The sequence below is a fragment of the Pseudomonas sp. ANT_H12B genome, assembly GCF_008369325.1.
Classification (GTDB): domain Bacteria; phylum Pseudomonadota; class Gammaproteobacteria; order Pseudomonadales; family Pseudomonadaceae; genus Aquipseudomonas.
Map to the genome: position 1 here is coordinate 18,533 of NZ_VOBI01000019.1, position 26,129 is coordinate 44,661.

General features: G+C 58.8%; 23 protein-coding genes and 2 tRNA genes. 18 read left to right on the forward strand and 7 right to left on the reverse strand.

From position 1 onward, the window contains the following. The first annotated feature begins 70 nt into the window (after nucleotides 1–70). The 7 genes from FQ185_RS24185 (at nucleotide 71) to FQ185_RS24215 (ending at nucleotide 7,230) form a co-directional block, all read left to right on the forward strand. The gene (locus FQ185_RS24185) at nucleotides 71–1,105 is read left to right on the forward strand and encodes a ligase-associated DNA damage response exonuclease (RefSeq protein WP_149419622.1); all 1,035 of its coding nucleotides are present in this window, start codon (nucleotides 71–73) and stop codon (nucleotides 1,103–1,105) included. Next, complete coding sequence (locus tag FQ185_RS24190; protein ID WP_149419623.1) at nucleotides 1,102–2,790, forward strand: ATP-dependent DNA ligase; 1,689 nt, start codon at nucleotides 1,102–1,104, stop codon at nucleotides 2,788–2,790. Before FQ185_RS24185 ends, FQ185_RS24190 begins: the two co-directional genes overlap by 4 nt. A 257-nt stretch (nucleotides 2,791–3,047) precedes the next feature. After that, entirely contained in the window at nucleotides 3,048–3,830 is a 783-nt protein-coding gene (locus tag FQ185_RS24195) for a transporter substrate-binding domain-containing protein (RefSeq protein WP_149419624.1), read from the forward strand. Between the two features lie 56 nt (nucleotides 3,831–3,886). After that, nucleotides 3,887–4,615, forward strand: a complete 729-nt coding sequence (locus FQ185_RS24200) for an ABC transporter permease (RefSeq protein WP_149419625.1) — start codon at nucleotides 3,887–3,889, stop codon at nucleotides 4,613–4,615. Next, a complete protein-coding gene (locus tag FQ185_RS24205; protein WP_149419626.1) occupies nucleotides 4,612–5,322 on the forward strand; it encodes an ABC transporter permease in 711 nt (236 codons plus the stop codon). Before FQ185_RS24200 ends, FQ185_RS24205 begins: the two co-directional genes overlap by 4 nt. Before the next feature lie 11 nt (nucleotides 5,323–5,333). Next, nucleotides 5,334–6,452 carry a succinylglutamate desuccinylase/aspartoacylase family protein gene (locus FQ185_RS24210; RefSeq protein ID WP_149419627.1) on the forward strand — a complete coding sequence of 373 codons (1,119 nt, stop codon included), beginning with the start codon at nucleotides 5,334–5,336 and terminating at the stop codon, nucleotides 6,450–6,452. Between the two features lie 13 nt (nucleotides 6,453–6,465). Continuing rightward, nucleotides 6,466–7,230, forward strand: coding sequence for an ABC transporter ATP-binding protein (locus FQ185_RS24215; protein ID WP_149419628.1), 765 nt, complete (start codon nucleotides 6,466–6,468; stop codon nucleotides 7,228–7,230). Between the two features lie 47 nt (nucleotides 7,231–7,277). Here FQ185_RS24215 and FQ185_RS24220 read toward each other — a convergent pair whose 3' ends face one another. Then, nucleotides 7,278–7,670 (reverse strand): hypothetical protein, encoded by a 393-nt coding sequence (locus FQ185_RS24220; RefSeq protein ID WP_149419629.1) that lies wholly within the window; start codon nucleotides 7,668–7,670, stop codon nucleotides 7,278–7,280. Between the two features lie 205 nt (nucleotides 7,671–7,875). Here FQ185_RS24220 and FQ185_RS24225 point away from each other — a divergent pair, with 205 nt between their 5' ends. Together FQ185_RS24225 and pdeM are read left to right on the forward strand one after the other, a co-directional pair. Next, the gene (locus FQ185_RS24225) at nucleotides 7,876–10,362 is read left to right on the forward strand and encodes a ligase-associated DNA damage response DEXH box helicase (RefSeq protein ID WP_149419630.1); all 2,487 of its coding nucleotides are present in this window, start codon (nucleotides 7,876–7,878) and stop codon (nucleotides 10,360–10,362) included. After that, nucleotides 10,362–11,018 (forward strand): ligase-associated DNA damage response endonuclease PdeM, encoded by a 657-nt coding sequence (gene pdeM / locus FQ185_RS24230; protein ID WP_149419631.1) that lies wholly within the window; start codon nucleotides 10,362–10,364, stop codon nucleotides 11,016–11,018. Before FQ185_RS24225 ends, pdeM begins: the two co-directional genes overlap by 1 nt. Before the next feature lie 46 nt (nucleotides 11,019–11,064). Here pdeM and FQ185_RS24235 read toward each other — a convergent pair whose 3' ends face one another. Together FQ185_RS24235 and dcd are read right to left on the reverse strand one after the other, a co-directional pair. Beyond that, nucleotides 11,065–11,274, reverse strand: a complete 210-nt coding sequence (locus tag FQ185_RS24235) for a hypothetical protein (protein WP_017336784.1) — start codon at nucleotides 11,272–11,274, stop codon at nucleotides 11,065–11,067. 106 nt (nucleotides 11,275–11,380) lie between these two features. Continuing rightward, complete coding sequence (gene dcd, locus FQ185_RS24240) at nucleotides 11,381–11,947, reverse strand: dCTP deaminase (RefSeq protein ID WP_054047011.1); 567 nt, start codon at nucleotides 11,945–11,947, stop codon at nucleotides 11,381–11,383. Between the two features lie 356 nt (nucleotides 11,948–12,303). Here dcd and FQ185_RS24245 point away from each other — a divergent pair, with 356 nt between their 5' ends. Continuing rightward, nucleotides 12,304–12,513 carry a cold-shock protein gene (locus tag FQ185_RS24245; protein ID WP_002554837.1) on the forward strand — a complete coding sequence of 70 codons (210 nt, stop codon included), beginning with the start codon at nucleotides 12,304–12,306 and terminating at the stop codon, nucleotides 12,511–12,513. Between the two features lie 111 nt (nucleotides 12,514–12,624). Here the strand turns inward: FQ185_RS24245 and FQ185_RS24250 are convergent, their stop codons facing one another. Next, nucleotides 12,625–13,632, reverse strand: coding sequence for a DUF481 domain-containing protein (locus tag FQ185_RS24250; protein WP_149419632.1), 1,008 nt, complete (start codon nucleotides 13,630–13,632; stop codon nucleotides 12,625–12,627). 162 nt (nucleotides 13,633–13,794) lie between these two features. Here FQ185_RS24250 and FQ185_RS24255 point away from each other — a divergent pair, with 162 nt between their 5' ends. From FQ185_RS24255 to FQ185_RS24270, 4 genes are all read left to right on the forward strand, one after another. Beyond that, nucleotides 13,795–14,148, forward strand: coding sequence for an MGMT family protein (locus tag FQ185_RS24255; protein ID WP_149419633.1), 354 nt, complete (start codon nucleotides 13,795–13,797; stop codon nucleotides 14,146–14,148). 44 nt (nucleotides 14,149–14,192) lie between these two features. After that, on the forward strand, nucleotides 14,193–15,752 hold the full coding sequence (locus FQ185_RS24260) for an AmpG family muropeptide MFS transporter (protein WP_149419634.1): 1,560 nt from the start codon (nucleotides 14,193–14,195) through the stop codon (nucleotides 15,750–15,752). Between the two features lie 142 nt (nucleotides 15,753–15,894). Beyond that, nucleotides 15,895–17,610, forward strand: coding sequence for a proline--tRNA ligase (locus FQ185_RS24265; protein ID WP_149419635.1), 1,716 nt, complete (start codon nucleotides 15,895–15,897; stop codon nucleotides 17,608–17,610). Between the two features lie 17 nt (nucleotides 17,611–17,627). Next, a complete protein-coding gene (locus FQ185_RS24270) occupies nucleotides 17,628–18,581 on the forward strand; it encodes a hypothetical protein (RefSeq protein ID WP_149419636.1) in 954 nt (317 codons plus the stop codon). Between the two features lie 109 nt (nucleotides 18,582–18,690). Here the strand turns inward: FQ185_RS24270 and dinB are convergent, their stop codons facing one another. Then, on the reverse strand, nucleotides 18,691–19,752 hold the full coding sequence (gene dinB / locus FQ185_RS24275) for a DNA polymerase IV (protein ID WP_149419637.1): 1,062 nt from the start codon (nucleotides 19,750–19,752) through the stop codon (nucleotides 18,691–18,693). Nucleotides 19,753–20,053: 301 nt separating this feature from the next. Between dinB and FQ185_RS24280 the strand changes: the two genes are divergently transcribed. The 4 genes from FQ185_RS24280 to FQ185_RS24295 all read left to right on the forward strand — a co-directional run bounded on the left by FQ185_RS24280 (nucleotide 20,054) and on the right by FQ185_RS24295 (nucleotide 24,642). Next, a tRNA-Met gene (locus tag FQ185_RS24280) sits at nucleotides 20,054–20,130 on the forward strand. Nucleotides 20,131–20,350: 220 nt separating this feature from the next. Then, a tRNA-Met gene (locus FQ185_RS24285) sits at nucleotides 20,351–20,427 on the forward strand. A gap of 277 nt (nucleotides 20,428–20,704) precedes the next feature. Beyond that, nucleotides 20,705–23,347, forward strand: a complete 2,643-nt coding sequence (gene mprF / locus FQ185_RS24290; protein ID WP_149419638.1) for a bifunctional lysylphosphatidylglycerol flippase/synthetase MprF — start codon at nucleotides 20,705–20,707, stop codon at nucleotides 23,345–23,347. Then, entirely contained in the window at nucleotides 23,347–24,642 is a 1,296-nt protein-coding gene (locus tag FQ185_RS24295) for a virulence factor family protein (RefSeq protein WP_149419639.1), read from the forward strand. The genes mprF and FQ185_RS24295 overlap by 1 nt, the downstream gene beginning before the upstream one ends. A gap of 120 nt (nucleotides 24,643–24,762) precedes the next feature. Here the strand turns inward: FQ185_RS24295 and FQ185_RS24300 are convergent, their stop codons facing one another. Then, the gene (locus FQ185_RS24300; protein ID WP_149419640.1) at nucleotides 24,763–25,434 is read right to left on the reverse strand and encodes a PP2C family serine/threonine-protein phosphatase; all 672 of its coding nucleotides are present in this window, start codon (nucleotides 25,432–25,434) and stop codon (nucleotides 24,763–24,765) included. Beyond that, nucleotides 25,431–26,129, reverse strand: coding sequence for a hypothetical protein (locus tag FQ185_RS24305; protein ID WP_149419641.1), 699 nt, complete (start codon nucleotides 26,127–26,129; stop codon nucleotides 25,431–25,433). Before FQ185_RS24305 ends, FQ185_RS24300 begins: the two co-directional genes overlap by 4 nt.

Sequence of the window (26,129 nt, forward strand, 5' to 3'; positions counted from 1 at the left end):
CAAAAATCGATAGAACTTCTCCCCTGCCGCAAACCTCATAGCTAACAAGTCCCCCCATTTGGGTAACAGCATGGACCTTGTTATCGCTCGTTCCGAAGGTTTGTACTGCCCGGTCGGGGATTTCTACATCGACCCGTGGCGGCCCGTCGAGCGCGCGGTGATTACCCATGCACACGGCGACCATGCCCGTACCGGCAATCAGCATTACCTGGCAGCCGCTCCCGGCGAAGGGATTTTGCGCGTGCGATTGGGTCAGGACATCAACCTGCAAACCCTGCCCTACGGTGAACCGCTGATTCACCACGGCGTCACCCTGAGCTTTCACCCGGCAGGCCATGTTCTTGGTTCGGCCCAAGTACGACTGGAATATGGCGGCGAAGTCTGGGTCGCCTCGGGAGATTACAAGATCGAACCCGACGGCACCTGTGCGCCGTTCGAACCGGTGCGCTGCCATACCTTCATCACCGAATCGACCTTCGGCCTGCCGATCTATCGCTGGCAACCTCAGCAGCAAGTCTTTGCCGAGATCAATCAGTGGTGGCAAACCAATGCCGCCGCCGACAAAACCAGCGTGCTGTTTTGCTATTCCTTCGGCAAGGCTCAACGAATTCTCCACGGTATCGACGCCAGCCTCGGCCCCATTCTGGTGCATGGCGCTGTGGAACCGCTCAACCAGGTTTATCGCGAGAGCGGCGTTTATTTGCCGCCAACGATCTACGCCGGCGAGGTAACTAAAAGCGATCCCATGATGCGCAACGCCTTGGTCATCGCCCCGCCTTCTGCGGGTGGCAGCGCCTGGATGCGTCGCTTCGGCGACTACAGCGACGGGTTCGCCAGCGGCTGGATGCGCTTGCGTGGCACGCGTCGGCGTCGCGGTGTGGACCGCGGCTTCGTGTTGTCCGACCACGCCGACTGGCCCGGCTTGTTATGGGCCATCGCACAGACGGGTGCGGAACGCGTGATGGTCACCCACGGCTCGGTCGGGGTGCTGGTACGGCATCTGCGTGAACAGGGTCTTGATGCCCAGAGCTTCAACACCGAATACGGCGACGATGAGGAGGAGAACCAGGTCAACGAACCTGAAAGCGCCGAGGTGCTGCCATGAAAGCCTTCGCCGGGTTATACGCCGAGCTCGACGCCACCACCTCGAGCAACGCCAAACTGGCGGCGATGCAAAACTACTTCACAAATGCCGCACCGGAAGATGCCGCATGGGCCGTGTACTTTTTGTCCGGCGGGCGGCCTCGGCAATTGGTGCCGGTACGCATCCTGCGCGAGTTGGCGGTGGAAATTTCCGGCCTGTCACCGTGGCTGTTCGAAGAGAGTTATCAGGCGGTCGGGGATCTGGCGGAAACCATCTCGCTGGTGCTGCCCGAAGCGCTGCACAGTTCTACCGACGGACTGGCAGTGTGGATTGAAGACAAACTGCTGCCGCTGCGAGGCGAATCCCCTGAAATTCTCGCCGAACGACTGCCCACACTGTGGTCGCAACTGGACCGCCCGAGCCTGATGCTCTGCATCAAACTGATCACCGGCAGCTTCCGCGTCGGGGTTTCCAAGCTGCTGGTGACCCGGGCATTGGCGTCCATGGCGCACCTGGACAGCAAACGCGTCGCCCAGCGGCTGGTGGGTTATACCGACCTGTCCAACCGCCCCAGCGCGGCCAGCTACTTGAAACTGATCGCCGCCGAATCGTCCGATGAGCATGCCCAACGGGGTGGTCAGCCTTATCCGTTTTTCCTTGCCCATGCCCTATCGCAACCGGTTGAACAGTTCGAAGCGCTGCTCGGCCCGGCCAGCCACTGGCAAGTGGAATGGAAGTGGGACGGTATTCGCGCGCAGGTGGTCAAGCGTGACGGGCGACTGTGGGTCTGGTCACGAGGCGAAGAGCTGGTGACCGAGCGCTTTCCCGAGCTCGATAGTCTGGTGCATGGCTTGCCCGATGGCACGGTGATCGACGGTGAAATTGTCGTTTGGAAATCCGCGCCAATCGCTACCGAAGATGCCTTCGACCCGCAGTCGCCGGCGTCACCCTCGGTGCAACCGTTCGCTCTGTTACAACAGCGGATCGGCCGTAAAACCCTGGACAAGAAAATTCTCGATGCCGTGCCGGTGGTGGTCCTCGCCTATGACTTGCTGGAATGGCAGGGCGAAGACTGGCGCAATCAACCTCAGGCCACGCGTCGCACTCAGCTGGAACAAGTGGTCAAAACCTGCGCGAATCCGGTGCTGCTCACCTCGCCCGTACTGACCGGCGAAGACTGGTTTGACCTCGCCCGACAACGGGAAGCGTCCCGCAGCCTCGGTGTCGAAGGCATGATGCTCAAGGCGCGCGAAGCGCTGTATGGCGTCGGTCGAACCAAAGACATGGGCGTGTGGTGGAAATGGAAGGTCGACCCGTTCAGCGTCGATGCGGTGCTGATCTACGCGCAACGCGGGCATGGCCGCCGGGCCAGTCTCTACAGCGATTACACCTTCGCCGTCTGGGATGGCCCGCCCGACGCCAGCGACCGAACGCTGGTGCCCTTTGCCAAAGCCTATTCAGGGCTGACCGACGAAGAAATGCGTCAGGTCGACAGCATTGTGCGTAAAACCACCGTAGAGAAATTCGGTCCGGTGAGCAGTGTTAAACCGAGTCTGGTATTTGAACTGGGGTTTGAAGGGATTGCTCTGTCAAAACGGCACAAGAGCGGGATTGCGGTGCGGTTTCCGAGGATGTTGCGGTGGCGTCAGGATAAGTCGGTTGAGGAGGCGGACAATCTGGGAACCCTTCAGGATTTGCTCGGCTAGTCCTCCTCCGATCGTTCCCACGCAGAGCGTGGGAACGATCAACACGCGGAAATGATCAGTTACGCACCTCTTCAGTGCAGGCTTTTTTTCATGCCCGTTTCCGTGCATAAATCCCCTCCAGCCATTTCTTGAATCACCTTTTAAAACGCTTGTTCGGCACTCTGGTTCGGAAATTGCTACTTTCATTAGGTCTTACGCTTTCCAGTAACAATAATTCTGCGCCACAAGCGCTCATATTGGTTCTTAGGGATTGAATAATGAAAAAAGCATTGCTGACCCTTTCTGCACTGGCGTTGTGCATGGCTGCCGGCTCCGCGCTGGCCAAGGAATACAAAGAATTGCGTTTTGGCGTTGACCCTTCCTATGCACCGTTCGAGTCGAAAGCGGCCGACGGCAGCCTCGTAGGTTTCGACATCGATCTGGGTAACGCAATTTGCGCCGAGCTGAAGGTCAAGTGCAAATGGGTCGAAAGCGATTTCGACGGCATGATTCCGGGCCTCAAGGCCAATAAATTCGACGGTGTGATCTCTTCGATGACCGTCACCCCGGCTCGCGAAAAAGTCATCGACTTCTCCAACGAGCTGTTCTCCGGCCCAACCGCTTACGTGTTCAAGAAAGGTTCCGGCCTGACCGAAGACGTCGCTTCGCTGAAGGGCAAAACCGTCGGCTACGAGCAAGGCACTATCCAGGAAGCCTATGCCAAAGCCGTTCTGGACAAGGCCGGGGTGAAAACCCAGGCCTATCAGAACCAGGACCAGGTGTATTCCGACCTGACTTCCGGTCGCCTCGACGCGGCGATCCAGGACATGCTGCAAGCCGAACTGGGCTTTTTGAAGTCGCCAAAAGGTGACGGTTACGAAGTCAGCAAGCCGGTGGACAGCGAATTGCTGCCAGCCAAAACAGCTATCGGTATCTCTAAAGGTAACAAAGACCTCAAAGACCTTTTGAATAAAGGTATCAAAGCGTTACACGACGATGGCACCTACGCCACCATTCAGAAGAAACACTTTGGCGATCTGAATCTGTACAGCGGCAAATAATGCCCGGCGCCCATCTTGCGATGGGCGCTTTTTTCATCCGATCAGGTTGCTGATTTATGTTCGAAAACCTACTACAAAATCTGGGGCTCTCAGCCTTCAGCCTCCAGGGCTTCGGTCCGTTGCTGATGGAAGGCACCTGGATGACCATCAAATTATCGGTGTTGTCGCTGTTGGTCGCCGTATTGCTCGGCTTGCTCGGCGCCAGTGCCAAGCTGTCAAAAGTCAAACTGGTGCGCGTACCGGCCCAGCTCTACACCACGCTGATCCGCGGCGTGCCAGACCTGGTGCTGATGCTGTTGATCTTCTACAGCCTGCAAACCTGGTTGACGTCGTTTACCGATTTCATGGAATGGGAATACATCGAGATCAACCCGTTCAGCGCCGGGGTCATCACCCTGGGCTTCATTTATGGCGCGTATTTCACCGAAACCTTCCGTGGCGCGATCCTCGCGGTACCGCGTGGCCAGGTCGAAGCCGCTACGGCTTATGGCCTTAAACGCGGTCAGCGTTTTCGTATCGTGGTGTTCCCGCAAATGATGCGTTTTGCCTTGCCGGGTATCGGCAACAACTGGATGGTGATGCTCAAGGCCACCGCGCTGGTGTCGATCATCGGCCTCGCCGACCTGGTCAAGGCTGCGCAGGACGCCGGTAAAAGCACCTATCAACTGTTTTACTTCCTGGTGCTTGCCGCGCTGATTTACCTGGTGATCACCAGCGCGTCGAACTTCGTCCTGCGCTGGCTCGAACGCCGCTACGCCGCCGGTTCCCGGGAGGCCGTACGATGATCGAACTCTTGCAGGAATACTGGAAACCCTTCCTTTATACCGACGGCTACAACATCACCGGCCTGGCCATGACCATGTGGCTGCTCAGTGCGTCGATCTTCATCGGTTTCCTGGTGTCGATCCCGCTGTCCATCGCCCGGGTTTCACCACACTTCTACATCCGCTGGCCGGTGCAGTTCTACACCTACCTGTTTCGCGGTACGCCGCTGTATATCCAACTGCTGATTTGCTACACCGGGATCTACAGCCTGGCCGCGATACGTGCCCAGCCAGTGCTCGATGCGTTCTTTCGCGACGCGATGAACTGCACAATTCTGGCCTTTGCCCTGAATACTTGCGCCTACACCACGGAGATTTTCGCCGGGGCGATTCGCAGCATGGCTCACGGTGAAGTCGAAGCGGCCAAGGCTTACGGTCTGACAGGCTGGAAGCTATATGCCTACGTGATCATGCCTTCGGCCCTGCGTCGTTCGTTGCCTTATTACAGCAACGAAGTGATTTTGATGCTGCACTCGACCACCGTGGCCTTCACCGCGACCATCCCGGATGTCCTGAAAGTCGCGCGGGACGCCAACTCGGCGACCTTCCTGACTTTCCAGTCGTTCGGCATCGCTGCGCTGATCTACCTGACCATTACCTTTGCCCTGGTCGGCCTGTTCCGCCTCGCCGAACGCCGATGGCTGGCCTTCCTCGGGCCGACCCACTAGGATTTTTTGCAATGCGCCATCAGATTCATGACCTGCTGGCCCCGCTGCCGGGGACCGCACGACAAATCCACAGCTTCCACTTCGGCCCGACGTCGGCCAAGAGCAAGATCTACATCCAGTCGTCCCTTCACGCCGATGAAATGCCCGGCATGTTGGTGGCCTGGCACCTCAAGCAACGTCTGGCGGAGCTGGAAGCCGCCGGCCGGCTGCGCAGCGAAATCGTGCTGGTACCGGTGGCCAACCCGGTCGGCCTGGAACAAGTGCTGATGGATGTACCGCTGGGCCGCTACGAGCTCGAAAGCGGGCAGAACTTCAACCGCTGGTTCGTCGACTTGAGTGAAGAGGTCGGCAACGCGATCGAAGGCCAACTCGGCGACGATCCGCAGCGCAACCTCGAACTGATCCGCAGCAGCCTGCGCAATGCGCTGGCCAGGCAGACCGCCGGCACTCAGTTGCAATCCCAGCGCCTGACCCTGCAACGGCTGGCCTGCGATGCGGACATGGTGCTGGACCTGCACTGCGACTTCGAAGCGGTCGCGCACCTCTACTCCACGCCCGAGGCCTGGCCACAGGTCGAGCCGCTGGCCCGTTACATCGGCGCCGAAGCCAGCCTGCTGGCCACCGATTCTGGCGGCCAGTCGTTCGATGAATGCTTCACCCTGCTCTGGTGGCAGTTGAAGGAACGCTTCGGCGAACACTTCGATATTCCGCTGGGGAGTTTTTCGGTCACCGTCGAACTGCGCGGCCAGGGGGACGTCAATCACCCACTGGCCAGCCTCGACTGCCAGGCGCTGATCGATTACCTGATTCACTTTGGCGCCATTGCCGGCACACCTGCGCCACTGCCCGAACTGCCCTATCCGGCCACACCGCTGGCCGGAGTCGAACCCATAGCGACGCCCGTCGGCGGACTGCTGGTGTTCACCGCGCTGCCAGGGGAATACCTCGAAGCCGGGCAATTGATCGCCGAAATCATTGATCCGATATGTGATCGGGTCACTCCTGTCCATTGCACCGTCGCCGGGTTGTTGTACGCCCGCTCGCTACGGCGCATGGCCACTGCCGGCATGGTGATCGCCCACGTCGCGGGCACCGAAGCCTATCGCAGCGGCTACCTACTTTCGCCTTGAGGATGCATGCCCCATGTACAAACTGACCATCGAAGGCCTGCATAAAAGCTATGGCGACCATCATGTGCTCAAAGGCGTTTCGCTCAAGGCCAACACCGGCGACGTTATCAGCCTGATCGGCGCCAGCGGCTCGGGCAAAAGTACTTTCCTGCGTTGCATCAATTTTCTCGAACAACCCAACGAAGGCAGCATGAGCCTCGACGGCCAGGACATCCGCATGGCCAAGGATCGCCACGGCATCCACGTGGCCGACCCCGATGAACTGCAACGGATCCGCACGCGCCTGGCGATGGTGTTCCAGCACTTCAACCTGTGGAGCCACATGACGGTGCTGGAAAACATCACCATGGCCCCGCGCCGGGTGTTGGGTTGCAGCAAGGAAGAAGCCGAAGACCGTGCCCGGCGTTACCTGGACAAGGTCGGTCTGGCCGCGCGCGTGGCGGACCAGTATCCGGCATTCCTGTCCGGTGGCCAGCAGCAGCGGGTCGCCATTGCCCGCGCGCTGGCCATGGAACCGGAAGTCATGCTGTTCGATGAACCGACCTCGGCGCTCGACCCGGAGCTGGTGGGTGAAGTACTCCGAGTGATCCAGGGCCTGGCCGAGGAAGGCCGGACGATGATCATGGTCACTCACGAAATGAGCTTCGCCCGCAAGGTGTCGAGCCAGGTGCTGTTTCTGCACCAGGGGCTGGTGGAGGAAGAAGGTGCACCGGAAGATGTGCTGGGCAATCCGAAGAGTGAACGGCTGAAGCAGTTCCTCAGCGGTAACCTGAAGTAGTCGTTACCCCTTGCAACGGGAGCCACCAGGCTCCCGTCGCTCAAATGTCAGACAGCTGCTTGGAGTTCGAGCCTGAAACTGCCATTTTCCACCGCCAAACCATCGGCATCTATCCCGCTGAAGCTTCCTGAAAACTGCGCATCGCCGCCCACCGTCAACTCAAGCTTGCCTGGATGAAGCTCCGCTTCGGAGTTGCCTGTCACATGGATGATCATGGGGGACTGCCCGCCAAGTCCCAAATTGAAAGTACCACTCTCGATTCCAACCGGCAGATAGACGTAAAACTCTGCGCCGTCACCATTATTCGCCTCGATGCAGTGGATGCCCGGCCGCTCGTAATAATAGAGCCCTTGGGTCACACGAAATGCCAACGAACCGACATCGGCACTCAAACGCCCCACTCGATTTGTACTCATTTGAAATTCCTTTTTCATAGTCATCGATAACTGCCCGCCGCCGACCTTTCCAAAGGTCGCAGGACGAACGACGTGGCGATAAAAACACGGCCAGCCTGCCGATAGGTTTCAGCGACAAACACAGTTATTTCCGGATATGAGTCGCTCCCACAAAAAAGCAAAGCAATTAAAACTTGTCGCATTGCGCCGCGGTCACTGAAAGAAGACTTTCAGAGCGCGCGACGCCGGCATGGGAACCTCCTCCGACTACGCAAAACAATGGTTCACCGCTCGCGGATGGAAGCCGTTCGCCTTTCAAAAAAAGGTATGGACGGCGGTTAAACGCGGTGAGTCCGGATTGCTGCATGCCAGCACCGGCGCCGGTAAAACCTATGCGATCTGGTTTGGCGCACTCAATCGATACGCCTCTTCTGTCCCACCTGTAGAAATGCCTCGCAAAAGAAGACCGGTCGCCCAACCGCTGACGGTGCTGTGGATAACGCCCATGCGCGCGTTGGCCGCCGACACCGCTCGTGCGCTGGAAGCGCCGCTGCTCGACCTGCAGATTCCGTGGAGCGTTGGCCTGCGCACCGGCGACACCCGTAGCAGCGAACGGGCACGTCAGAGTCGACGACTGCCCACCACCCTGATCACCACGCCGGAAAGCCTCACCCTGATGCTGGCCCGAGCCGATGCGCAAACAGCGCTCTCGACCTTGCGCATGGTAGTCGTCGATGAATGGCACGAACTGCTGGGCAACAAGCGCGGCGTGCAATTGCAATTGGCTCTCGCCCGTTTGCGCCGCTGGCATCCCGAGCTGATCGTCTGGGGTGTTTCCGCGACGCTGGGTAATCAGTCCCACGCCGAGCAGGTATTAATCCCACAGGGTGGCGGCATCAGCGTCCAGGGCCAGACCGGCAAAGAACTGCGGGTCGATACGCTGCTGCCTCCCGCCATCGAGCGTTTTCCATGGGCCGGGCACATCGGGTTGAAGATGTTGCCGCAGGTTGTCGCCGAGATCGATTCCAGCGCCAGCAGCCTCGTCTTCACTAACACCCGCGCGCAATCTGAGATCTGGTATCAGGCGTTGCTCGATGCCCGTCCAGAGTGGGCAGGGTTGATCGCCTTGCATCACAGTTCGTTGTCCCGGGACACCCGTGACTGGGTCGAACGTGCACTCAAGGATGGTCAACTGAAGGCGGTGGTCTGCACGTCCAGTCTGGATTTGGGGGTGGACTTCCTGCCGGTGGAACGGGTGCTGCAAATCGGCTCGGCCAAAGGCGTGGCGCGGCTGATGCAGCGTGCCGGCCGCTCGGGTCATGCGCCGGGGCGGGTTTCGCGGGTAACGCTGGTGCCGACTCATAGCCTGGAGTTGATCGAAGCGGCAGCGGCCCGGGATGCCGTGGAGCAGCGACGGATCGAACCCCGCGAGTCGCCGCATAAACCGCTGGATGTGCTCGTTCAGCATCTTGTCAGCATGGCGCTGGGGGGTGGTTTTCTGCCCGATGAGTTGTACGAAGAGGTACGCGGAGCGTGGGCCTATCGTGATCTCACGGTGGAAGACTGGACCTGGGCGCTGGCTTTCGTACGGCACGGAGGACTTTCCCTGACAGCTTATCCGGACTATCGCCGGGTCGAACCGGATGAACATGGCGTCTGGCGCGTACCCGATTCGCGATTGGCTCGCCGACATCGCATGAGCATCGGCACCATCGTCAGCGATGCGAGCGTTCAGTTGAAGTTCTGGAGCAAGGGCGGCGGCGGCAAGCAACTGGGCAGTGTCGAGGAAGGTTTCATCGCACGACTCAAACCCGGTGACGGTTTTCTATTTGCGGGACGCTTGCTGGAGTTGGTTCGGGTGGAGAACATGACCGCCTATGTAAAGCGCAGCACCGCGAAAAAAGCTGCGGTGCCGCGCTGGAATGGCGGGCGCATGCCACTCTCCAACGAACTGGCCAGTGCGGTGGTCGAGCGCTTTGACGCGGCGGCGCACGGCGAATTCATTGGTCCGCAAATGCAGGCGCTGCGCCCTCTTCTAGAGGTGCAACAACGCTGGTCCGGACTACCAACCTCGAATACTTTGCTAGCCGAAGCACTGAAGTCGCGCGAAGGCTGGCATCTATTTCTTTATCCCTTTGCCGGGCGCCAGGTGCATTTGGGGCTCGCGAGTCTGCTGGCGTGGCGCGTCAGCCAGCAGCAGGCGGTAACGTTTTCCATCGCGGTCAACGATTACGGACTGGAGTTGCTCAGCGCTACTTATGTGGACTGGTCGCAGGTTTTGACTCCCGGACTCTTGAGCCCCGAGCATTTGCTGAAGGATGTACTGGCCAGTTTGAATGCCGGTGAACTTGCACTTCGTCGCTTTCGGGAGATTGCGCGGATTGCCGGGCTGGTGTTTGCCGGCTATCCCGGCGCGCCGAAAAGCACACGCCAGGTTCAGGCATCCAGCGGACTGTTTTTTGAAGTGTTTAAACAGTACGACGCCGGGAATCTGTTGTTGGCCCAGGCTGGGGAAGAAGTCCTACGGGAAGAACTGGATATTCATCGCCTGGAACAGACGTTGGCGCGCATCAATCGGTTGAAACTGGACCTGCACCCGGTCAAACGTCCTACACCGCTGGGGTTTCCATTGTTGGTGGAGCGCATGCGGGAAAGCATGAGTTCGGAAAAACTCGCGGACCGTATCCGACGCATGGTTACCGACCTTGAGAAAACTGCCGAAACCGGGAAAACCTGATGAGTACGCCGTATCCCGTGCGACTGGCTGGCGAAGAATTGTGGCTGTTGCCAGAAAAAGCCATCTACTGGCCCGACCAGCAAGCACTGTTGATCGCCGATGTGCATTTCGGCAAGGCCGCGGCCTATCGACGCCTTTGTCAACCTGTGCCTCAAGGCACCACCACCAGCAATATCGCGGTACTGGACCAATTGCTGGCATCCCTGCCCTGTCGCCAACTGATTTTCCTCGGCGACTTTCTTCACGGGCCTGGCTCGCACGCAACCGCCACGCTGAGCGCCTTGGCTGATTGGCGAGCACGGCATCAGGAGGTGGCCATGACGCTGATCCGCGGCAACCACGACAAGCGTGCCGGAGATCCGCCAGCCTCGCTGAACATTCGCGTGGTGCCTGAGCCGTTGCTGCTGGGACCCTTTGCCTTACAACATGAACCCGACCCGCACCCGACCCGGCACGTGCTGGCGGGCCATGTGCATCCGGTTTATCGGCTGAACGGCAGAGGTCGACAACGTTTGCGATTGAGGTGTTTCAGACTGGGCATGGCCATCAGCCTGCTACCGGCCTTCGGTGCGTTTACCGGCGGGTATCAAGTAGAAAACGACGACAGCTGTCGGATCTTTGTCATCGGCGACAACGAAATATGGCCAGTCAGCTGAAGTCTTTCGGGACATCAGCTGACTGACCATTCATTTCAACAGAGGATCAGGCTACAGGCGCCGGAGGCGGCTCATCCGGCAGGGTTGGCTCACCGGGTTCGGTGGGTTGTTCGTTGGGGGTATCGGGATCAGGCTGACCGGGGATGCCCCCTGCCATGCTGATTGGCGGATGTGCCAACAAGGACCAGGCCAAGACGCCAACCTGATTGGGCTCAAGCCTGGCCAGTTCGGCACTTATTCGCGGATCGATCTTCATAGAGCACTCCTGAGCGATGGCCCCGTCCGCATTGCGCGAACCGGGCAGTACACCCAATAGAGTGTCTACCCGCTCAAGAATTCCCGCTATCTGCCAGATGGATGGATCAGGTCCGTGGCAACGTCACGCCGCGCTGACCCTGATACTTGCCGCCACGGTCTTTGTAGGAGACTTCGCACTCTTCGTCGGATTCGAAGAACAGCATCTGAGCCACGCCTTCGTTGGCGTAGATTTTCGCTGGCAGTGTGGTGGTGTTGGAGAACTCCAGCGTTACGTGCCCTTCCCATTCAGGCTCAAGCGGCGTCACGTTGACGATAATGCCGCAGCGAGCGTAGGTGCTTTTGCCGAGGCAGATAGTCAGCACGTTGCGCGGAATACGAAAGAACTCCACGGTGCGCGCCAGGGCGAAGGAGTTCGGCGGGATGATGCAAACGTCGCTCGTGACGTCGACGAAGCTCTTTTCATCGAAGTTCTTGGGATCGACGATCGCCGAGTTGATGTTGGTGAATACCTTGAATTCACCGGCGCAGCGCACGTCGTAGCCGTAGCTCGACACACCGTAGGAAATCAGCCGCTCGGCGCCTTCACCACGCATCTGGCGCTCGACGAACGGTTCGATCATGCCGTGCTCTTGCGCCATGCGGCGAATCCACTTGTCCGATTTGATGCTCATGGCGGGGGTGTCCTGAATAGCGAGGTGGAAAAATTCTGTCCGGCATCTTACCGGGGCGCGCCGCCGGGTTCAAAGTCCGGGACGCAATTCTCGCCGATCCCCCGTGATTGCCGGGTCTTTGTCGCAAACAGGTGCACCGTCAGTCATGAAAACAGAGAAACCTTCGCAGGAAGCATTGGCACGTTCCGGAAAAAGGGTTAAGGTGGCGCCACTGTGCTGCTTGTGTCACTGAGAATCTCTACACGATATGTTGAATTTCGATCCAACCATCTACAAGAATTTTTCCTGCTCTTTGCACTCAGTCTCGGCCAGGGTTCTTCCTGCGTCGCAGTTATCTTTGTTCAAGGAGTTACACCATGTCTAATCGCCAAACTGGTACCGTTAAGTGGTTCAACGATGAAAAAGGCTTCGGCTTCATCACTCCACAATCCGGTGACGACCTGTTCGTTCACTTCAAAGCTATCCAATCCGACGGCTTCAAAAGCCTGAAAGAAGGCCAACAGGTTTCTTTCATCGCTACCCGCGGTCAGAAAGGCATGCAAGCTGAAGAAGTTCAAGTTATCTAACTTGTACTTGCTTTAGTAAAAAGCCCCGCCCTCAAAAGCGGGGCTTTTTTGTGCCTGTCTGTTTTGCAGGCAAAAAAAATCGCAGCCTGTTGGCTGCGATTTTTTTGCGTCTTACCAAGTCACGCCAAAGCCTGCGGTGTACCGGGTCTTGCTCAAGTCAGCCTCATCGCTACCGGTGATGATGTCTTTCTCGGCCTTCAGGTTCAGCGACGCCCAATCCGTCACCTTGTAGCGCAGCCCGACTTCGGCATCGAGCGCGTAATCGGCAACGCCCGACAGAGGCTTGCCAACTTCGCCGTTGGTGAAGAACTCCACCCTCTTGCCAATCAGGTAGCGGTTGTAGTCCCACTTCATGGCGACCGAGTAGAAGTTGTCCTTGCCGCCATCGCTGTACTCGTAATCGGTGCGATTGATGAGTGAGCCCAAGGAGAATGCGCCCAGCTCGTCATCCCAGAATTGATAACCGGGACCGGTACCGACGGTGCGCTGGCGGGCAAGGTCTTCGACCTTGTCGCGTTTATAGACAAGACGACCTTGCCAGAACCATTTATCGGTCAGGAAACGGTCGAGAGAGTATTCGCCCCGCCAGTTGTCCGTCGTGACCACGTCATCCTGGAATTCGCGGTTGTACTCGCCCTCCGCGGTGTGCCGCCATCTGCCATGACGCGCACTGGTCTTGAAGTCGACATCATAGTCATCAGTGTCTTTTTCCGCCCGCTGATAATCCAGCGCGACGTCGACATTGCCCTTCCACACCAAATCCTCGACGACCGGCTTGGGTTTGAGGATTTGCTGGATACTGGCCAGTTCGACGGTTTTGGGAGCGTCGCCATTCGCCAAGGTGACCTTGCCATCTTCCGCTGCATGCAGCGCTTTGGCTTTTTCGCCGGTGTAGGCATCCTGCTTGACCAGCAATTGCTGATCGCTTTCCAGGGTTTTGACTTGCGTCCAGTCGATCGGAACGGCACCGGCGTATTCGGTCTGGATCAACAGCTTGCCGCCATCGAAAACGGTGATCTTGCCGCTCAGCTTGTCACCGTTCTTCAACCAGACGGTATCGGCGAGCAAGGGCGTGGAAGCACTGACGACAGCGAGGCACAGCAGAGTTCTGGACAACATAAGCAAATACAGGCTCAAGTTCGCGAAAAAAAGTCGGCATTATCCATACGAATAAGACCCTAGCAAGGACTGACCCGACTATTTCTATTGAGTTCATTTCTCAATTGGTGATCCAGGAATTACTCTACAGACGGTAACCCGAACTTCATCAGGACAGCGCACGTGACCGACTCAACCACTGAAACCGAAAGCGCGGCGCAAATCCGACGCGCGGCGCTCTATCTGACTCTCGCGCAGGTCCCCGAGGGCAAAGTCGTGAGTTACGGCCAACTCGCCGAACTGGCGGGACTGGGTCGCGCCGCCCGCTTCGTCGGGCGGACACTGAGCCAACTGCCGGGCGACAGCAAATTACCCTGGCACCGTGTACTCGGCGCCGGCGGGCGCATAAGCCTGCCCGCGGGCAGTCCTTCGGGGGATGAACAACGCGCGCGATTGCGCATGGAGGGCGTCAGTATCCTGAATAATCGTGTTGATATTCAGCGTCATGGCTGGCGCCCGGTAGAGCACAGCGGTTAGAGTGCGCGCTTTGTTTCCGTAATTCTTGAGGCAGACTCCAGCCCATGCCCCGTAAAACCTGGCGCGCCGCGCTCGCCGCCTATGCCAGCCCTTCGACGCTCGTACTGCTGCTGCTTGGTTTCGCCGCCGGCCTGCCCTACATGCTGGTGTTTTCGACACTTTCGGTCTGGCTGCGTGAAGCCGGCGTGGCTCGCGAAACCATCGGCTATGCAAGCCTGATCGGCCTGGCCTACGCCTTTAAATGGGTCTGGTCACCGCTGCTCGATCAATGGCGCCTGCCCTTGCTCGGCAAGCTCGGTCGCCGACGTTCCTGGCTGGTGCTTTCCCAGGCACTGGTCATCCTTGGCCTGGTCGGGATGGGTTTCTGCGACCCGCAAAAGCATTTGTCCTGGTTGATCGCCATTGCCGTGGTCGTGGCCTTTGCCTCGGCGACTCAAGATATTGCAGTCGACGCTTATCGCCTGGAAATTGCCGACGACAGCCGCCAGGCCGCCCTGGCCGCCAGTTATATGTCCGGCTATCGGATTGCTGCGCTGCTGGCCACCGCCGGCGCGCTGTTCTTTGCCGAAGGCTTCGGCTCCACTGGTTTCAACTATAAGCATTCGGCCTGGGCCGGCACTTACATACTGTTTGGCGCTTTGATGGTTCCGGCACTGTTGACCTCCTTCTTCATGCGTGAACCGCCGGTGCCGCTGCGCACGCAACTGCAGGCCGGACGCTACAGCTTTGTGCATCAACTGGCTTCGGTGTTTGTGCTGATCGTGCTGCTGGTGTCCGTACCGGCCATGTTCACCCAGTTCTACAACACCGACTTCGCCAGTGTGCTGTTCGAAGGCGAGAGCCTGCTTGATCTGCTGCTCGAAGATCGCGCATTCCTGCGGGCGATCCTCTACACCACCCTTACCGCGCTGTGCCTGTCAGCCATGGGCCGCCGCGGCCTGGCGCCGGTGCTGACGCCAATCAACGACTTCATTCTGCGGTATCGCTGGCAAGCGCTGCTGTTGCTCGGACTGATCGCCACCTATCGTATGTCCGATACGGTGATGGGCGTGATGGCGAACGTGTTCTACATCGACCAGGGCTTCACCAAGGATCAGATCGCCAGCGTCAGCAAGATCTTCGGCCTGATCATGACCCTGGTCGGCGCCGGCATGGGCGGCCTGCTGATCGTGCGCTTCGGCATCCTGCCAATCCTGTTTATCGGTGGTGTTACGTCCGCCGGCACCAACCTGCTGTTCCTGATGCTCGCCGACATGGGCGCCAACCTGAACATGCTGATCGCCACCATTTCCCTGGATAACTTCAGCTCAGGCCTGGCGACCTCAGCGTTTGTCGCCTACCTGTCGAGCCTGACCAACCTCAAGTTCTCCGCGACCCAGTACGCCCTGCTCAGCTCGATCATGCTGTTGCTGCCACGCCTGATCGGCGGCTACTCGGGGGTCATGGTGGAGAAATTCGGTTATCACAATTTCTTCCTGATCACCGCCCTGCTCGGCGTTCCGACACTATTGCTGATTGCCCTGCACTGGTTTCAGGAGAGCCGCCGCGAAGGCCCGACCCCCACGCCGGAACCGATTCCGACTCAGGTGGCGGAAGAGTCGTAGGCTCTATACATAGGAAGCATCACCGAGGGCTGAGTGATTCTCGCCCTCCTGCCACACAGCTGACCGCACGCCTGTACGCCAGCGGATCTCGCCCGTACAATGCCCGTCATTTCTCGTCATCAGCAACCGACAACGGCCAACCATGCGCACCAGTCAATTTTTGCTCGCCACACAGAAAGAAACGCCTTCCGATGCGGTCGTGATCAGCCATCAGCTGATGCTGCGCGCCGGCATGATCCGCAAACTCGCTTCGGGCCTGTATACCTGGCTCCCGATGGGCTTGCGAGTGATGCGCAAGGTCGAAGCCGTCGTTCGTGAAGAAATGAACGCTGCCGGCTCTCTCGAAGTGTTGATGCCGAGCACCCAGCCAGCTGAACTCTGGCAGGAATCCGGTCGCTGGGAAGAGTACGGCCCTGAATTGCTGCGCTTCAAGGATCGCCATGGCCGTGACTTCTGCGCCGGTCCGACCCACGAAGAAGTGATCACCGACCTGATGCGCAACGAGTTGAGCAGCTACAAACAGCTGCCAATCAACGTGTACCAGATCCAGACCAAATTCCGTGACGAAATCCGCCCACGCTTCGGTTTGATGCGCGGTCGCGAATTCATCATGAAGGACGCCTACTCGTTCCACGCTGACCAGCCATCGCTGCAGGTCACCTACGACCGTATGCACCAGGCCTACTGCAACGTGTTCACCCGTCTGGGCCTGAAGTTCCGTCCTGTAGAAGCCGACAACGGCTCCATCGGCGGCGCCGGCTCCCACGAGTTCCACGTGCTGGCTGAATCCGGCGAAGACGATATCGTCTTCAGCAACGGCTCCGACTATGCGGCGAACATCGAGAAAGCCGAAGCCGTGCCACGCGAGACTTCCCGCGCAGCACCTGCCGAAGAGCTGCGCCTGGTCGACACGCCGAACGCCAAAACCATTGCGCAACTGGTCGAAGGCTTCAATCTGCCGATCGAAAAGACCATCAAGACCCTCGTGGTTCACGCCGAAGAAGCAGGCAAGCTGATTGCCCTGATCATCCGTGGCGACCATGAGCTAAACGAAATCAAGGCCGCCAACCAGCCGGGCGTTGCCAGCCCGCTGGTCATGGCGTCCGAAGGCGAACTGCGCGACGCCATTGGCGCCGGTGCCGGTTCCCTCGGCCCGTTGAACCTGCCGCTGCCGATCATCATCGACCGTTCGGTCGAGCTGATGAGCGACTTCGGTATTGGTGCCAACATCGACGACAAGCACTACTTCGGCGTGAACTGGGAGCGTGATCTGCCGGTTCCGACCGTTGCCGACCTGCGTAACGTCGTGGCCGGCGACCCAAGCCCGGACGGTAAAGGCACCCTGGAAATCAAGCGCGGCATCGAAGTCGGGCACATCTTCCAGCTGGGCAACAAATACAGCAAAGCGATGAAGTGCGAAGTGCTGGGCGAGAACGGCAAGCCGGTCACTCTGGAAATGGGTTGCTACGGCATCGGCGTCTCCCGTGTGGTAGCTGCGGCCATCGAGCAGAGCAACGACGCCAACGGGATCATCTGGAGCGACACGCTGGCTCCGTTCCAGATCGCTCTGGTGCCGCTGCGCTACGAAACCGAACAGGTTCGCGAAGCCACCGACAAGCTGTACGCAGAACTGACGGCGGCCGGTTTCGAAGTGCTGCTGGACGACCGCGACAAGAAAACCAGCCCGGGCATCAAGTTCGCGGACATGGAGCTGATCGGCATTCCTCACCGGATCGTGGTCAGTGACCGCGGCCTCGCCGAAGGCAATCTGGAATACAAGAGCCGCACCGAGCCCGAAGCGCAAGCGCTGCCGGTCGCAGACGTGCTGTCCTTCCTTCAGTCCCGTATCCGCCGCTGACACCAGATAGAGAAGTCATGTTCAAGCGAAACACCTTAGGCCTCGGTGGTGCCGCCCTGTGCGGCACCCTGCTGGTCAGCGGCTGTGCCAATCACATGTCACAACGCAGCGAGCACGAGGAACGTGTCGAGCGTAAATTGCTCGATCACAGCCTGCAGATTGATGTCGGCGAGCCCAAAGTGCTTGAGCTGCCGCAGCGTCGGGTGAAAATCCACGAGCAGAAGACTTTCGAAGTCACAGAATTCGAAGTCACACGTCACTATGATCGCTATACGCCTTACCAACCCTGGCGGGAGGTCTACGAGATTCCGCTGGGCGCGGTGGCCGTGGTGGGCGGTGTCGGCGCGAACGTGGTCAACGTATTTGCCCTCGGCAATCTGCCGGATAGCGTGACCAAGGACTGGTTCAGCTACGGTTTTGCCGGGCTCAACCCGTTCATGAATGCGCAGTCCAACGGCCGTGCGCAACAAAATCTGGCGGGTATCGACGAGGTCCAACTGGACAAGCGCACTGAATACTCGAGCCTGCCATGGAGCGAGCGTCCGGTGGTAGTCAAGGCCGGCAAGGAAACGTTCCAGCTGACCACCGACAAGAACGGCGTCTTGCGCATGAACCTGCTAGACAGCCCGTTTGCCGAGCACGACATCAATCATCTGAGCCGGTTGCTGATCAGTGTCGAAGATGCCCAGGACGATGTGCACACCGACTCGTCCCTGGCAGTCAGTAGCTCGTTGCGCGGCAAGCTGCTCGAAGCTCACGGGCTGATTTACGACGACCTCGAAGACGACGAAGTGAGCCAGTGGGTACACCGGGTCAAACGCCTGTCGGAGCTAGGCCTGGAAGAAGAAGCCAGCGAACTGGAACAGAGCCTGATCGAACTGACCCGCAACGATCCTGAGTTGCAGACTGAATTCCTCAAGTCATTGACTAAGGATGCCGGGCGACTGGTGGCGGATCCGGGACCGAATTAAGGCCTATAAAGCATCGCGGGCAAGCCCGCTCCCACAGGTACTGCATCGTCCCTGTGGGAGCGGGCTCGCCCGCGATGGCATTCTGAAGCAAACCGCCCCTATAAAATCCCTACCGCTCAAACAACTCCATCTGTTCGAACCCGCCCCGCAAATCCTCCAGCCTTACTCCAATCCCCAACAAGCGCACCGGTTTTCCGCCACGATTGAAGGCCTGGGTCAGCAATAACTGATAACTGCCCAAATCCCGCCCTGCCCCGGCCTGCTCCAGCGTGGTCTGGGTGAAATCATGGAATTTCACTTTGACGAACGGCTTGCCCGGTCGATAGCTGTTGTCGATACGTGCCATGCGGCCCGCCAGTGTTTCCAGCAGCTCGGGTAGTTTGTCCAGACAGCTCACCAGATCCGGCAGATCCACGTCGTAGGTGTTTTCAACACTGATCGACTGTCGACGGCTGTCGTTGTGGACCACTCGATCATCAATCCCACGGGCCAGACTCCAGAGTCGTTCGCCAAAGCTGCCAAATTCGCGCACCAGGGCCAACTTGCCCCATTCACGCAGATGCGAACAATCGACAATGCCGAGCCTGCCCAACTTGTCGGCGGTGACTTTACCGACGCCGTGCAGCTTGCTCACCGGCAACCCACTGACAAAATCTTCGACCTGATCCGGCGTAATGACGAACAAGCCATTGGGCTTTTTCCAGTCGCTGGCAATCTTGGCGAGAAACTTGTTCGGCGCCACACCGGCCGAGACCGTGATGTGCAACTGATTGGATACCCGTCGGCGGATGTCTTGGGCAATTCGCGTGGCGCTGCCGCCCAAATGTGCGCAATCCGACACGTCGAGGTACGCCTCATCCAGGGAAAGCGGCTCGATCATGTCGGTGTAATCGCGAAAGATCGTATGAATTTCCTTCGACGCTTCTCTATAGGCGTCCATGCGCGGCTTGACGATGATCAAGTCCGGACACAGCTTCAACGCATGCCCGGAAGACATCGCCGAACGCACTCCATAAGCCCGCGCTTCGTAATTGCAGGTGGCGATCACTCCGCGCCGATCCGCCGAACCGCCTACCGCCAGGGGCTTACCGGCCAGGCGCGGGTCGTCACGCATCTCGATGGCGGCGTAGAAGCAGTCACAATCGACGTGGATGATTTTTCGCTGCGTCATATAAAAGCGCTGTTCATGGTGAAGAAACGGCCTTGTTGCGAGCCGGATCGGCAGTATCTCACTGACACCTGTATATAGCACCAGTAGTCTGAATCTTCTTTCCCGCTTGTAGGAAAAGCACTGGATGAATTTATTTTCTCAATCGAAAAGCACCGCCCAATAGAGCTGAAAGCCTTGCCATGCCTGCGTCTCAGGGCCATCAACCCACCTCTTGAACAAGCTAAGCGATTGAACCTGAACAGGTTTCTCAGGATTTAAGGTTGACAGCCCTGAGATCCTCTGTAGAATGCCGACACACAGACGCGGGATGGAGCAGTCTGGTAGCTCGTCGGGCTCATAACCCGAAGGTCGTCGGTTCAAATCCGGCTCCCGCAACCAAACATCAAAAAAGGCTACTCGAAAGAGTGGCCTTTTTTGTGCGCGTCTGTTTTGGCGAAGCGACGCGCATCCCCTGCCCCGCACCGAAACGAGAAATCGTTCTGTTTCCGAAACTTAGCTCTCCCTTGCGACCGTTCACCGCTCATTTACGCTTATTTGGCTCTATTGAAGATTAACGGTTGACACCCCGGCGTATCTCTATAGAATGCCGCCACACAGACGCGGGATGGAGCAGTCTGGTAGCTCGTCGGGCTCATAACCCGAAGGTCGTCGGTTCAAATCCGGCTCCCGCAACCAAACATCAAAAAAGGCTACTCGAAAGAGTGGCCTTTTTTGTGTCTGTTGAAAAAGTCCTTTCGCAACAACGATCTGTCACTGTGTAGTGAGGCCTGCGGGATCACCAAAGCTCTGAGTCCAAACTATGCTGGATCGCGAACAGAACCCGCTACGACTGATGAAGCGCCGTCGCCTGATTGCGGTGAGTGGCGTTAATATTTGTGATTATTTTTTCTACAGGGATTGGTAACTTGGCTGGATACCTCCATCCTGTCGCGCACAATCCAAGAGGTGATTGATGCGCGCCAACTCGTCTGATCCACAAGACACTGTCACAGCGACACAACCGATCAAGGCCGAGCGTTTGCGCTTGTTGGATCTGGTCAGCAAGTATCGTCAGCCCATCGGCCTGGCGGTCACCCTGCTGTTGTTCGCGATCGCGCTGATTGCCTGTCGTCATTTGCTGAGCGAACTGGATCTGTACGCTCTGCACGACTCGATTCTCGACGTTCCGAAACCGGCATTACTCGGTGCGCTGGGTGCGACCGTGGCCGGGTTCATTATTCTGCTGGGCTACGAATGGTCGGCCAGCCGTTATGCCGGCGTGACACTGGCGCCGCGAACATTGGCGCTGGGGGGCTTCACCGCGTTCGCCATCGGCAATGCCATCGGTCTTTCGATGCTCTCGGGAGGTTCGGTTCGCTACCGTCTATATGCACGTCACGGCCTGGGGGCAACCGAAGTTGCCCACATGACGCTGTTCGCCAGCCTCTCGCTCGGCTGCGCCCTGCCACCGCTGGCCGCCCTGGCGACTCTCAGCAACCTGCCTGCCGCCTCCGCCGCGCTGGGTCTTTCCGAGATGTTGCTGGGCGCGATTGCAGTGGCCGTGTTGCTGCTGTTCTCGGTACTGGCCATCGGCATCTACCGCCGCCGCCTGCCGGAACAGCCCTTACCGGATAATCTGCTGGTCAAGGTCGGCCGTCGCACCTTGCGCCTGCCGGGCCGTCGCCTGACATTCCTGCAACTGATCATCACAGCCCTGGACGTGGCCGCCGCCGCGACCGTGCTCTATCTATTACTGCCTGAAGCGCCGCCCTTCGGTGCGTTCCTGCTGGTGTACTTGCTGGCCCTGGCCGCCGGCGTGCTCAGCCACGTACCCGGCGGTGTCGGGGTGTTCGAAGCGATCCTGCTGGCCGCGTTCTCCGACACACTCGGCGCCGCACCGCTGGCTGCCGCCCTGCTGCTCTATCGCCTGATCTATGTGGTCCTGCCGTTGTTGGTGGCGTGCTTGCTGCTGCTGATCAACGAAGGTCAGCGGGTGTTCCAGACACGTCAGTCACTGCGCGCCGCATCGGGTTTGGCCGCGCCGATTCTGGCGGTGCTGGTATTTCTGTCCGGCGTGGTGCTGCTGTTCTCCGGTGTGACACCGGAAATCGATACGCGCCTGGAACACATCGGCTTTCTGATCCCGCATCGACTGGTAGACGCCTCGCACTTCGGTGCCAGCCTGGTCGGCGTTCTGTGCTTGCTGCTGGCCCAGGGGCTGCGTCGCCGACTGTCGGCCGCCTGGATGCTGACCACCATCTTGTTGCTGGTCGGCGCCCTGCTCTCGTTGCTCAAAGGCTTCGATTGGGAAGAAGCCTGCTTGTTGACGCTGACGGCGAGTTTATTGGGCGTTTTCCGCAGCTCGTTCTATCGCCCCAGCCGTCTGACTGAGGTGCCGTTCTCGCCGCTGTATCTGGTGGCGAGCCTGTGCGTACTCGGCGCGTCGATCTGGCTGTTGCTGTTCGCCTATCAGGACGTCCCGTACAGCCATCAGCTCTGGTGGCAGTTCACCCTCGACGCCGACGCCCCGCGTGGCTTGCGCTCACTGCTCGGTGCCGCGGTGCTGCTGGTGGTGGTTTCCCTGACCTGGCTGCTGCGTACCGCGCGCCCGGTGATTCATTTGCCGACACCCGATGAACTGGACCGCGCGGTAAAAATCCTCATGGCTTCCGCCCAACCGGATGGTGGCCTGGCCCTGACCGGTGACAAGGCGTTGCTGTTTCACCCGAACGACGAGGCGTTCCTGATGTACGCCCGCCGTGGCCGCAGCCTGGTGGCGCTGTACGACCCGATCGGCCCGACCCAGCAACGGGCGGAAATGATCTGGCAGTTCCGCGACCTTTGCGACCTCCACCACGCCCGCCCTGTGTTCTATCAAGTGCGCGCCGAGAACCTGCCGTACTACATGGACATCGGGCTGACCGCGATCAAGCTCGGCGAAGAAGCCCGGGTCGATCTGCGGCGCTTTGATCTCGAGGCCAAAGGCAAAGAGATGAAGGACCTGCGCTACACCTGGAACCGTGGCACCCGCGACGGCCTGTCGCTGGAGATTTTTGAGCCGGGGCATGCGCCGATGGATGAACTCAAGGTGATTTCCGATGCCTGGCTGACCGGCAAGAAGGTGCGCGAGAAAGGCTTTTCGCTCGGCCGCTTTAGTGATGATTACCTCAAGCATTTCCGCGTTGCGGTGATTCGTTTCGAAGGACGTCCGGTGGCGTTTGCCAATTTGCTCGAGACTTACGGCCATGACCTGGCCAGCCTCGACCTGATGCGCGCACACCCGGACGCCCCCAAGCTGACCATGGAGTTCATGATGGTCGGCCTGATTCAACATTATAAAAATCATGGATATGCGCGCTTCAGCCTGGGCATGGTGCCGTTGTCGGGGCTACAACCCCGTCGCGGCGCGCCACTGACTCAGCGTCTGGGCTCGATGGTTTTCCGCCGTGGTGAGCAGCTCTACAACTTTCAAGGCTTGCGCCGCTTCAAAGACAAATTCCAGCCTGACTGGGAACCCCGTTATATGGCCGTGCCCGCCGGACTCGATCCGCTGGTTGCCCTGGCCGACACTGCTGCCCTGATTGCGGGCGGCTTGACTGGATTGGTGAAACGCTGATGATTCAACGCTCCTTGCGGTACGTACTGGCCACACTGGTAGTGCTGGCCCTGATTCTCGGTGGCGGTTACTGGTACCTGAAACGCCCGGCACCCGAACCGACCCTCGAACAGCTGACGCCAGCCGATGGCGCCGCGATGACCCGTATCACCCCCGGCAACACCCCGCGCGCCCATGTGCTGGTGGCGGTCAATGAAGGCCAGAAACTCAGCGACAAACAATTGATAACCCTGAGCCGCACTGGTTCGGCGCAGATTGTTCAGGTGATTTTGCCCACAGACTGCCTGCTGCAAAGCCGTGCCTTGCAATCGGGTTTGAGAGAACTCAAAGGCCCGGCAACTCTGGTCAGCGGCATCGGCCCTGGCGCCGTGCTGGCGTGGCGCTGGTTGTCCGAGCAGAAGGACGACAAGGCTCAGGCCGTCTCTGTGGACCTGGCCCTGGAAAAACCCGGCTGCACGCACTTGCTGCCCAAAAGCGCCGCCCACGGTCACTGGCTGGTGGCCTGGAACGACAACCCGGACGACACCAGCGCCGGCTTCGTACGCGACCAACCCAACGCCGAAACCAGCATCAGCGACTACGACATCAATCTGCCGCAAGTGCTGAACAACGAGCTGCGCAAGATCCTCGTCGGCGGCGACAAAGCCGCTGGCGGTCTGCAGATTCCGGTGGTTGAAGTCCCGGCCGGTCAAGCCAAGGACACTGTCACCCTGTTCCTTTCCGGTGACGGCGGCTGGCGCGACCTCGATCGTGACGTAGCGGGCGAGATGGCGAAGATTGGCTATCCGGTGGTCGGCATCGATACCCTGCGCTACTACTGGCAGCACAAGAGCCCGGAGCAAAGCGCTTTGGACCTCGCCGAGCTGATGCAACACTACCGACAGAAATGGGGCACCAAGCGCTTCATCCTGACCGGTTACTCGTTCGGCGCCGACGTCCTGCCGGCGATCTACAACCGCCTGGAGCCTTCGGAACAGCAGCGCGTCGACGCAATTATCCTGCTGGCCTTCGCCCGCACCGGCAGCTTCGAGATCGAAGTCGAAGGCTGGCTCGGCAACGCCGGCAAAGAAGCTGCCACCGGCCCCGAAATGGCCAAGCTGCCGCCGGAGAAAGTGGTGTGCATCTACGGTGAAGAAGAAGTCGACGAGAGCGGCTGCACCGACAAGACCGCGGTTGGAGAGGCAATGAAATTGCCTGGCGGACATCACTTCGACGAGAACTATCCGGCGCTGGCCCAGCGGTTGGTGGATGTGATCGAGAAGCGTCAAGCGAAGGAGACGGCGGCTCAAGAGTGATCTGAACGCCGCCCACAAAAAGCCCCCGCAGCCATAAGGCTGCGGGGGCTTTTTTACATGTACAAACATGAAGTGCTACCAGCTAGCCGGACTTCATGTCGATGCTCTGTGCTTCCAAGGCTAAAGCTGAACATCTATCCACGTTACGTCATCTTCAACAGCGATAAAGTCGCTATCCGATGCTGCCAGCAAGCTGCTTTGCTGCGACTCCGTCAACTCCGCCCAGAAGCCATCGGTTACGAACACCAGTCGCTCACCGACGGCCAATGGATGAAAAACAAAGTCAGGGTCCGGGGCACGATTAACCTTCAGGCATCGGGTTACCCGGTTTCGAGCCGGATCTTGCGCCAGCTCGCGGTGCGAACGGTCGCGCCTCCAATTGGTCTTGCAGTGGGGCGGCGTAATCCACTCGATCGTGCCTGCCGGTGTCACTACACCGCAAGAACAGTCACCCTCATACGCAAGCGTGAGCTTTCCATGAGCAGCGAAACCGATCAGGTAACACGTGGTCCCTGTCTGGTCCGCAAACAAAGTGGGGTGAAGCTCGGCCAGCACTGAACCAAGAACCTGCTCAACTGATCCATGCTCAGTGATATCGCCTCCCTGATCTATGTGTTTCGGGTAGGCCGCTAAAACACCTTTTACGAAATATTCAGCCAATTGGCCACTGCCGGACTTCGACGTACCGTCCGTGATGACGAACAGCCCTCTGTCGCCGTCGCAGAGAGCTCCAGCACAGTCATGATTGGCTTTCCTGCTCCGTCCGATTACTGATCTGGTGGCGTATCTCATGCGTTGCCCAGATCTTTCATGCGCATGTGGATGATTCGCCCTCTACCCGGATTAGCCTGCACCGAGCCCGAGCTTTCAATCACGTAGTCGATACCACTGAGCGCCGTGAGTTCTCGAATTCCAGTGGTGATGAAGTCCTTGAGCTCAGACTCAGCCTGGCGAACTTCTTCCAAAAGCTCTGTACGACCATCAATCAAGATGATGATGTCTTCGACGTCTTTGTGGTACGGATCGCCCTCACCGCGACCGCTAAAGGCCTCTAGCTTCGTCGCAAGAAAGTAAGTCGGTTTGAATATCTGGATGACCGTACCGCTGGGCAACGTAAATTTATCAGCCCTCGACAGCCCCTCCACGAACCAACGGTTGGCATATCCGAGAACTTCGGGATCAGAAGGCATCACGTCAACGACGACGTCGTTGAAGCGGAAACGACAGTTAACTTCATCCTCACCGGTGATCTTGAAGTTCTTGGCCGCTAGCCGTTCTGTGAGGTGTTGCCAGGCGCCAATACCTGCCAGCTCGATCACCAAGTCAACATCATCGGTGAAACGAATGTCGTCCAGCACAGAAGCGTCAGTAACCAGCATGGCCGTGGTGCAACCGCCGACGAAGGCAACCTCAGCGAGAAACTCCTCCCCCAAGCCGTCTGCAACAAACTCTATGAGCTCATAGTTGTGATCAGCATTTGATGACAT

Bases quoted from the DNA above. Each gene is read 5' to 3' on its own strand.
- FQ185_RS24185 (WP_149419622.1), top strand. From the start codon at position 71: ATGGACCTTGTTATCGCTCGTTCCGAAGGTTTGTACTGCCCGGTCGGG.
- FQ185_RS24190 (WP_149419623.1), top strand. From the start codon at position 1,102: ATGAAAGCCTTCGCCGGGTTATACGCCGAGCTCGACGCCACCACCTCG.
- FQ185_RS24195 (WP_149419624.1), top strand. From the start codon at position 3,048: ATGAAAAAAGCATTGCTGACCCTTTCTGCACTGGCGTTGTGCATGGCT.
- FQ185_RS24200 (WP_149419625.1), top strand. From the start codon at position 3,887: ATGTTCGAAAACCTACTACAAAATCTGGGGCTCTCAGCCTTCAGCCTC.
- FQ185_RS24205 (WP_149419626.1), top strand. From the start codon at position 4,612: ATGATCGAACTCTTGCAGGAATACTGGAAACCCTTCCTTTATACCGAC.
- FQ185_RS24210 (WP_149419627.1), top strand. From the start codon at position 5,334: ATGCGCCATCAGATTCATGACCTGCTGGCCCCGCTGCCGGGGACCGCA.
- FQ185_RS24215 (WP_149419628.1), top strand. From the start codon at position 6,466: ATGTACAAACTGACCATCGAAGGCCTGCATAAAAGCTATGGCGACCAT.
- FQ185_RS24220 (WP_149419629.1), bottom strand. From the start codon at position 7,670: ATGACTATGAAAAAGGAATTTCAAATGAGTACAAATCGAGTGGGGCGT.
- FQ185_RS24225 (WP_149419630.1), top strand. From the start codon at position 7,876: ATGGGAACCTCCTCCGACTACGCAAAACAATGGTTCACCGCTCGCGGA.
- pdeM (WP_149419631.1), top strand. From the start codon at position 10,362: ATGAGTACGCCGTATCCCGTGCGACTGGCTGGCGAAGAATTGTGGCTG.
- FQ185_RS24235 (WP_017336784.1), bottom strand. From the start codon at position 11,274: ATGAAGATCGATCCGCGAATAAGTGCCGAACTGGCCAGGCTTGAGCCC.
- dcd (WP_054047011.1), bottom strand. From the start codon at position 11,947: ATGAGCATCAAATCGGACAAGTGGATTCGCCGCATGGCGCAAGAGCAC.
- FQ185_RS24245 (WP_002554837.1), top strand. From the start codon at position 12,304: ATGTCTAATCGCCAAACTGGTACCGTTAAGTGGTTCAACGATGAAAAA.
- FQ185_RS24250 (WP_149419632.1), bottom strand. From the start codon at position 13,632: ATGTTGTCCAGAACTCTGCTGTGCCTCGCTGTCGTCAGTGCTTCCACG.
- FQ185_RS24260 (WP_149419634.1), top strand. From the start codon at position 14,193: ATGCCCCGTAAAACCTGGCGCGCCGCGCTCGCCGCCTATGCCAGCCCT.
- FQ185_RS24265 (WP_149419635.1), top strand. From the start codon at position 15,895: ATGCGCACCAGTCAATTTTTGCTCGCCACACAGAAAGAAACGCCTTCC.
- FQ185_RS24270 (WP_149419636.1), top strand. From the start codon at position 17,628: ATGTTCAAGCGAAACACCTTAGGCCTCGGTGGTGCCGCCCTGTGCGGC.
- dinB (WP_149419637.1), bottom strand. From the start codon at position 19,752: ATGACGCAGCGAAAAATCATCCACGTCGATTGTGACTGCTTCTACGCC.
- mprF (WP_149419638.1), top strand. From the start codon at position 20,705: ATGCGCGCCAACTCGTCTGATCCACAAGACACTGTCACAGCGACACAA.
- FQ185_RS24295 (WP_149419639.1), top strand. From the start codon at position 23,347: ATGATTCAACGCTCCTTGCGGTACGTACTGGCCACACTGGTAGTGCTG.
- FQ185_RS24300 (WP_149419640.1), bottom strand. From the start codon at position 25,434: ATGAGATACGCCACCAGATCAGTAATCGGACGGAGCAGGAAAGCCAAT.
- FQ185_RS24305 (WP_149419641.1), bottom strand. From the start codon at position 26,129: ATGTCATCAAATGCTGATCACAACTATGAGCTCATAGAGTTTGTTGCA.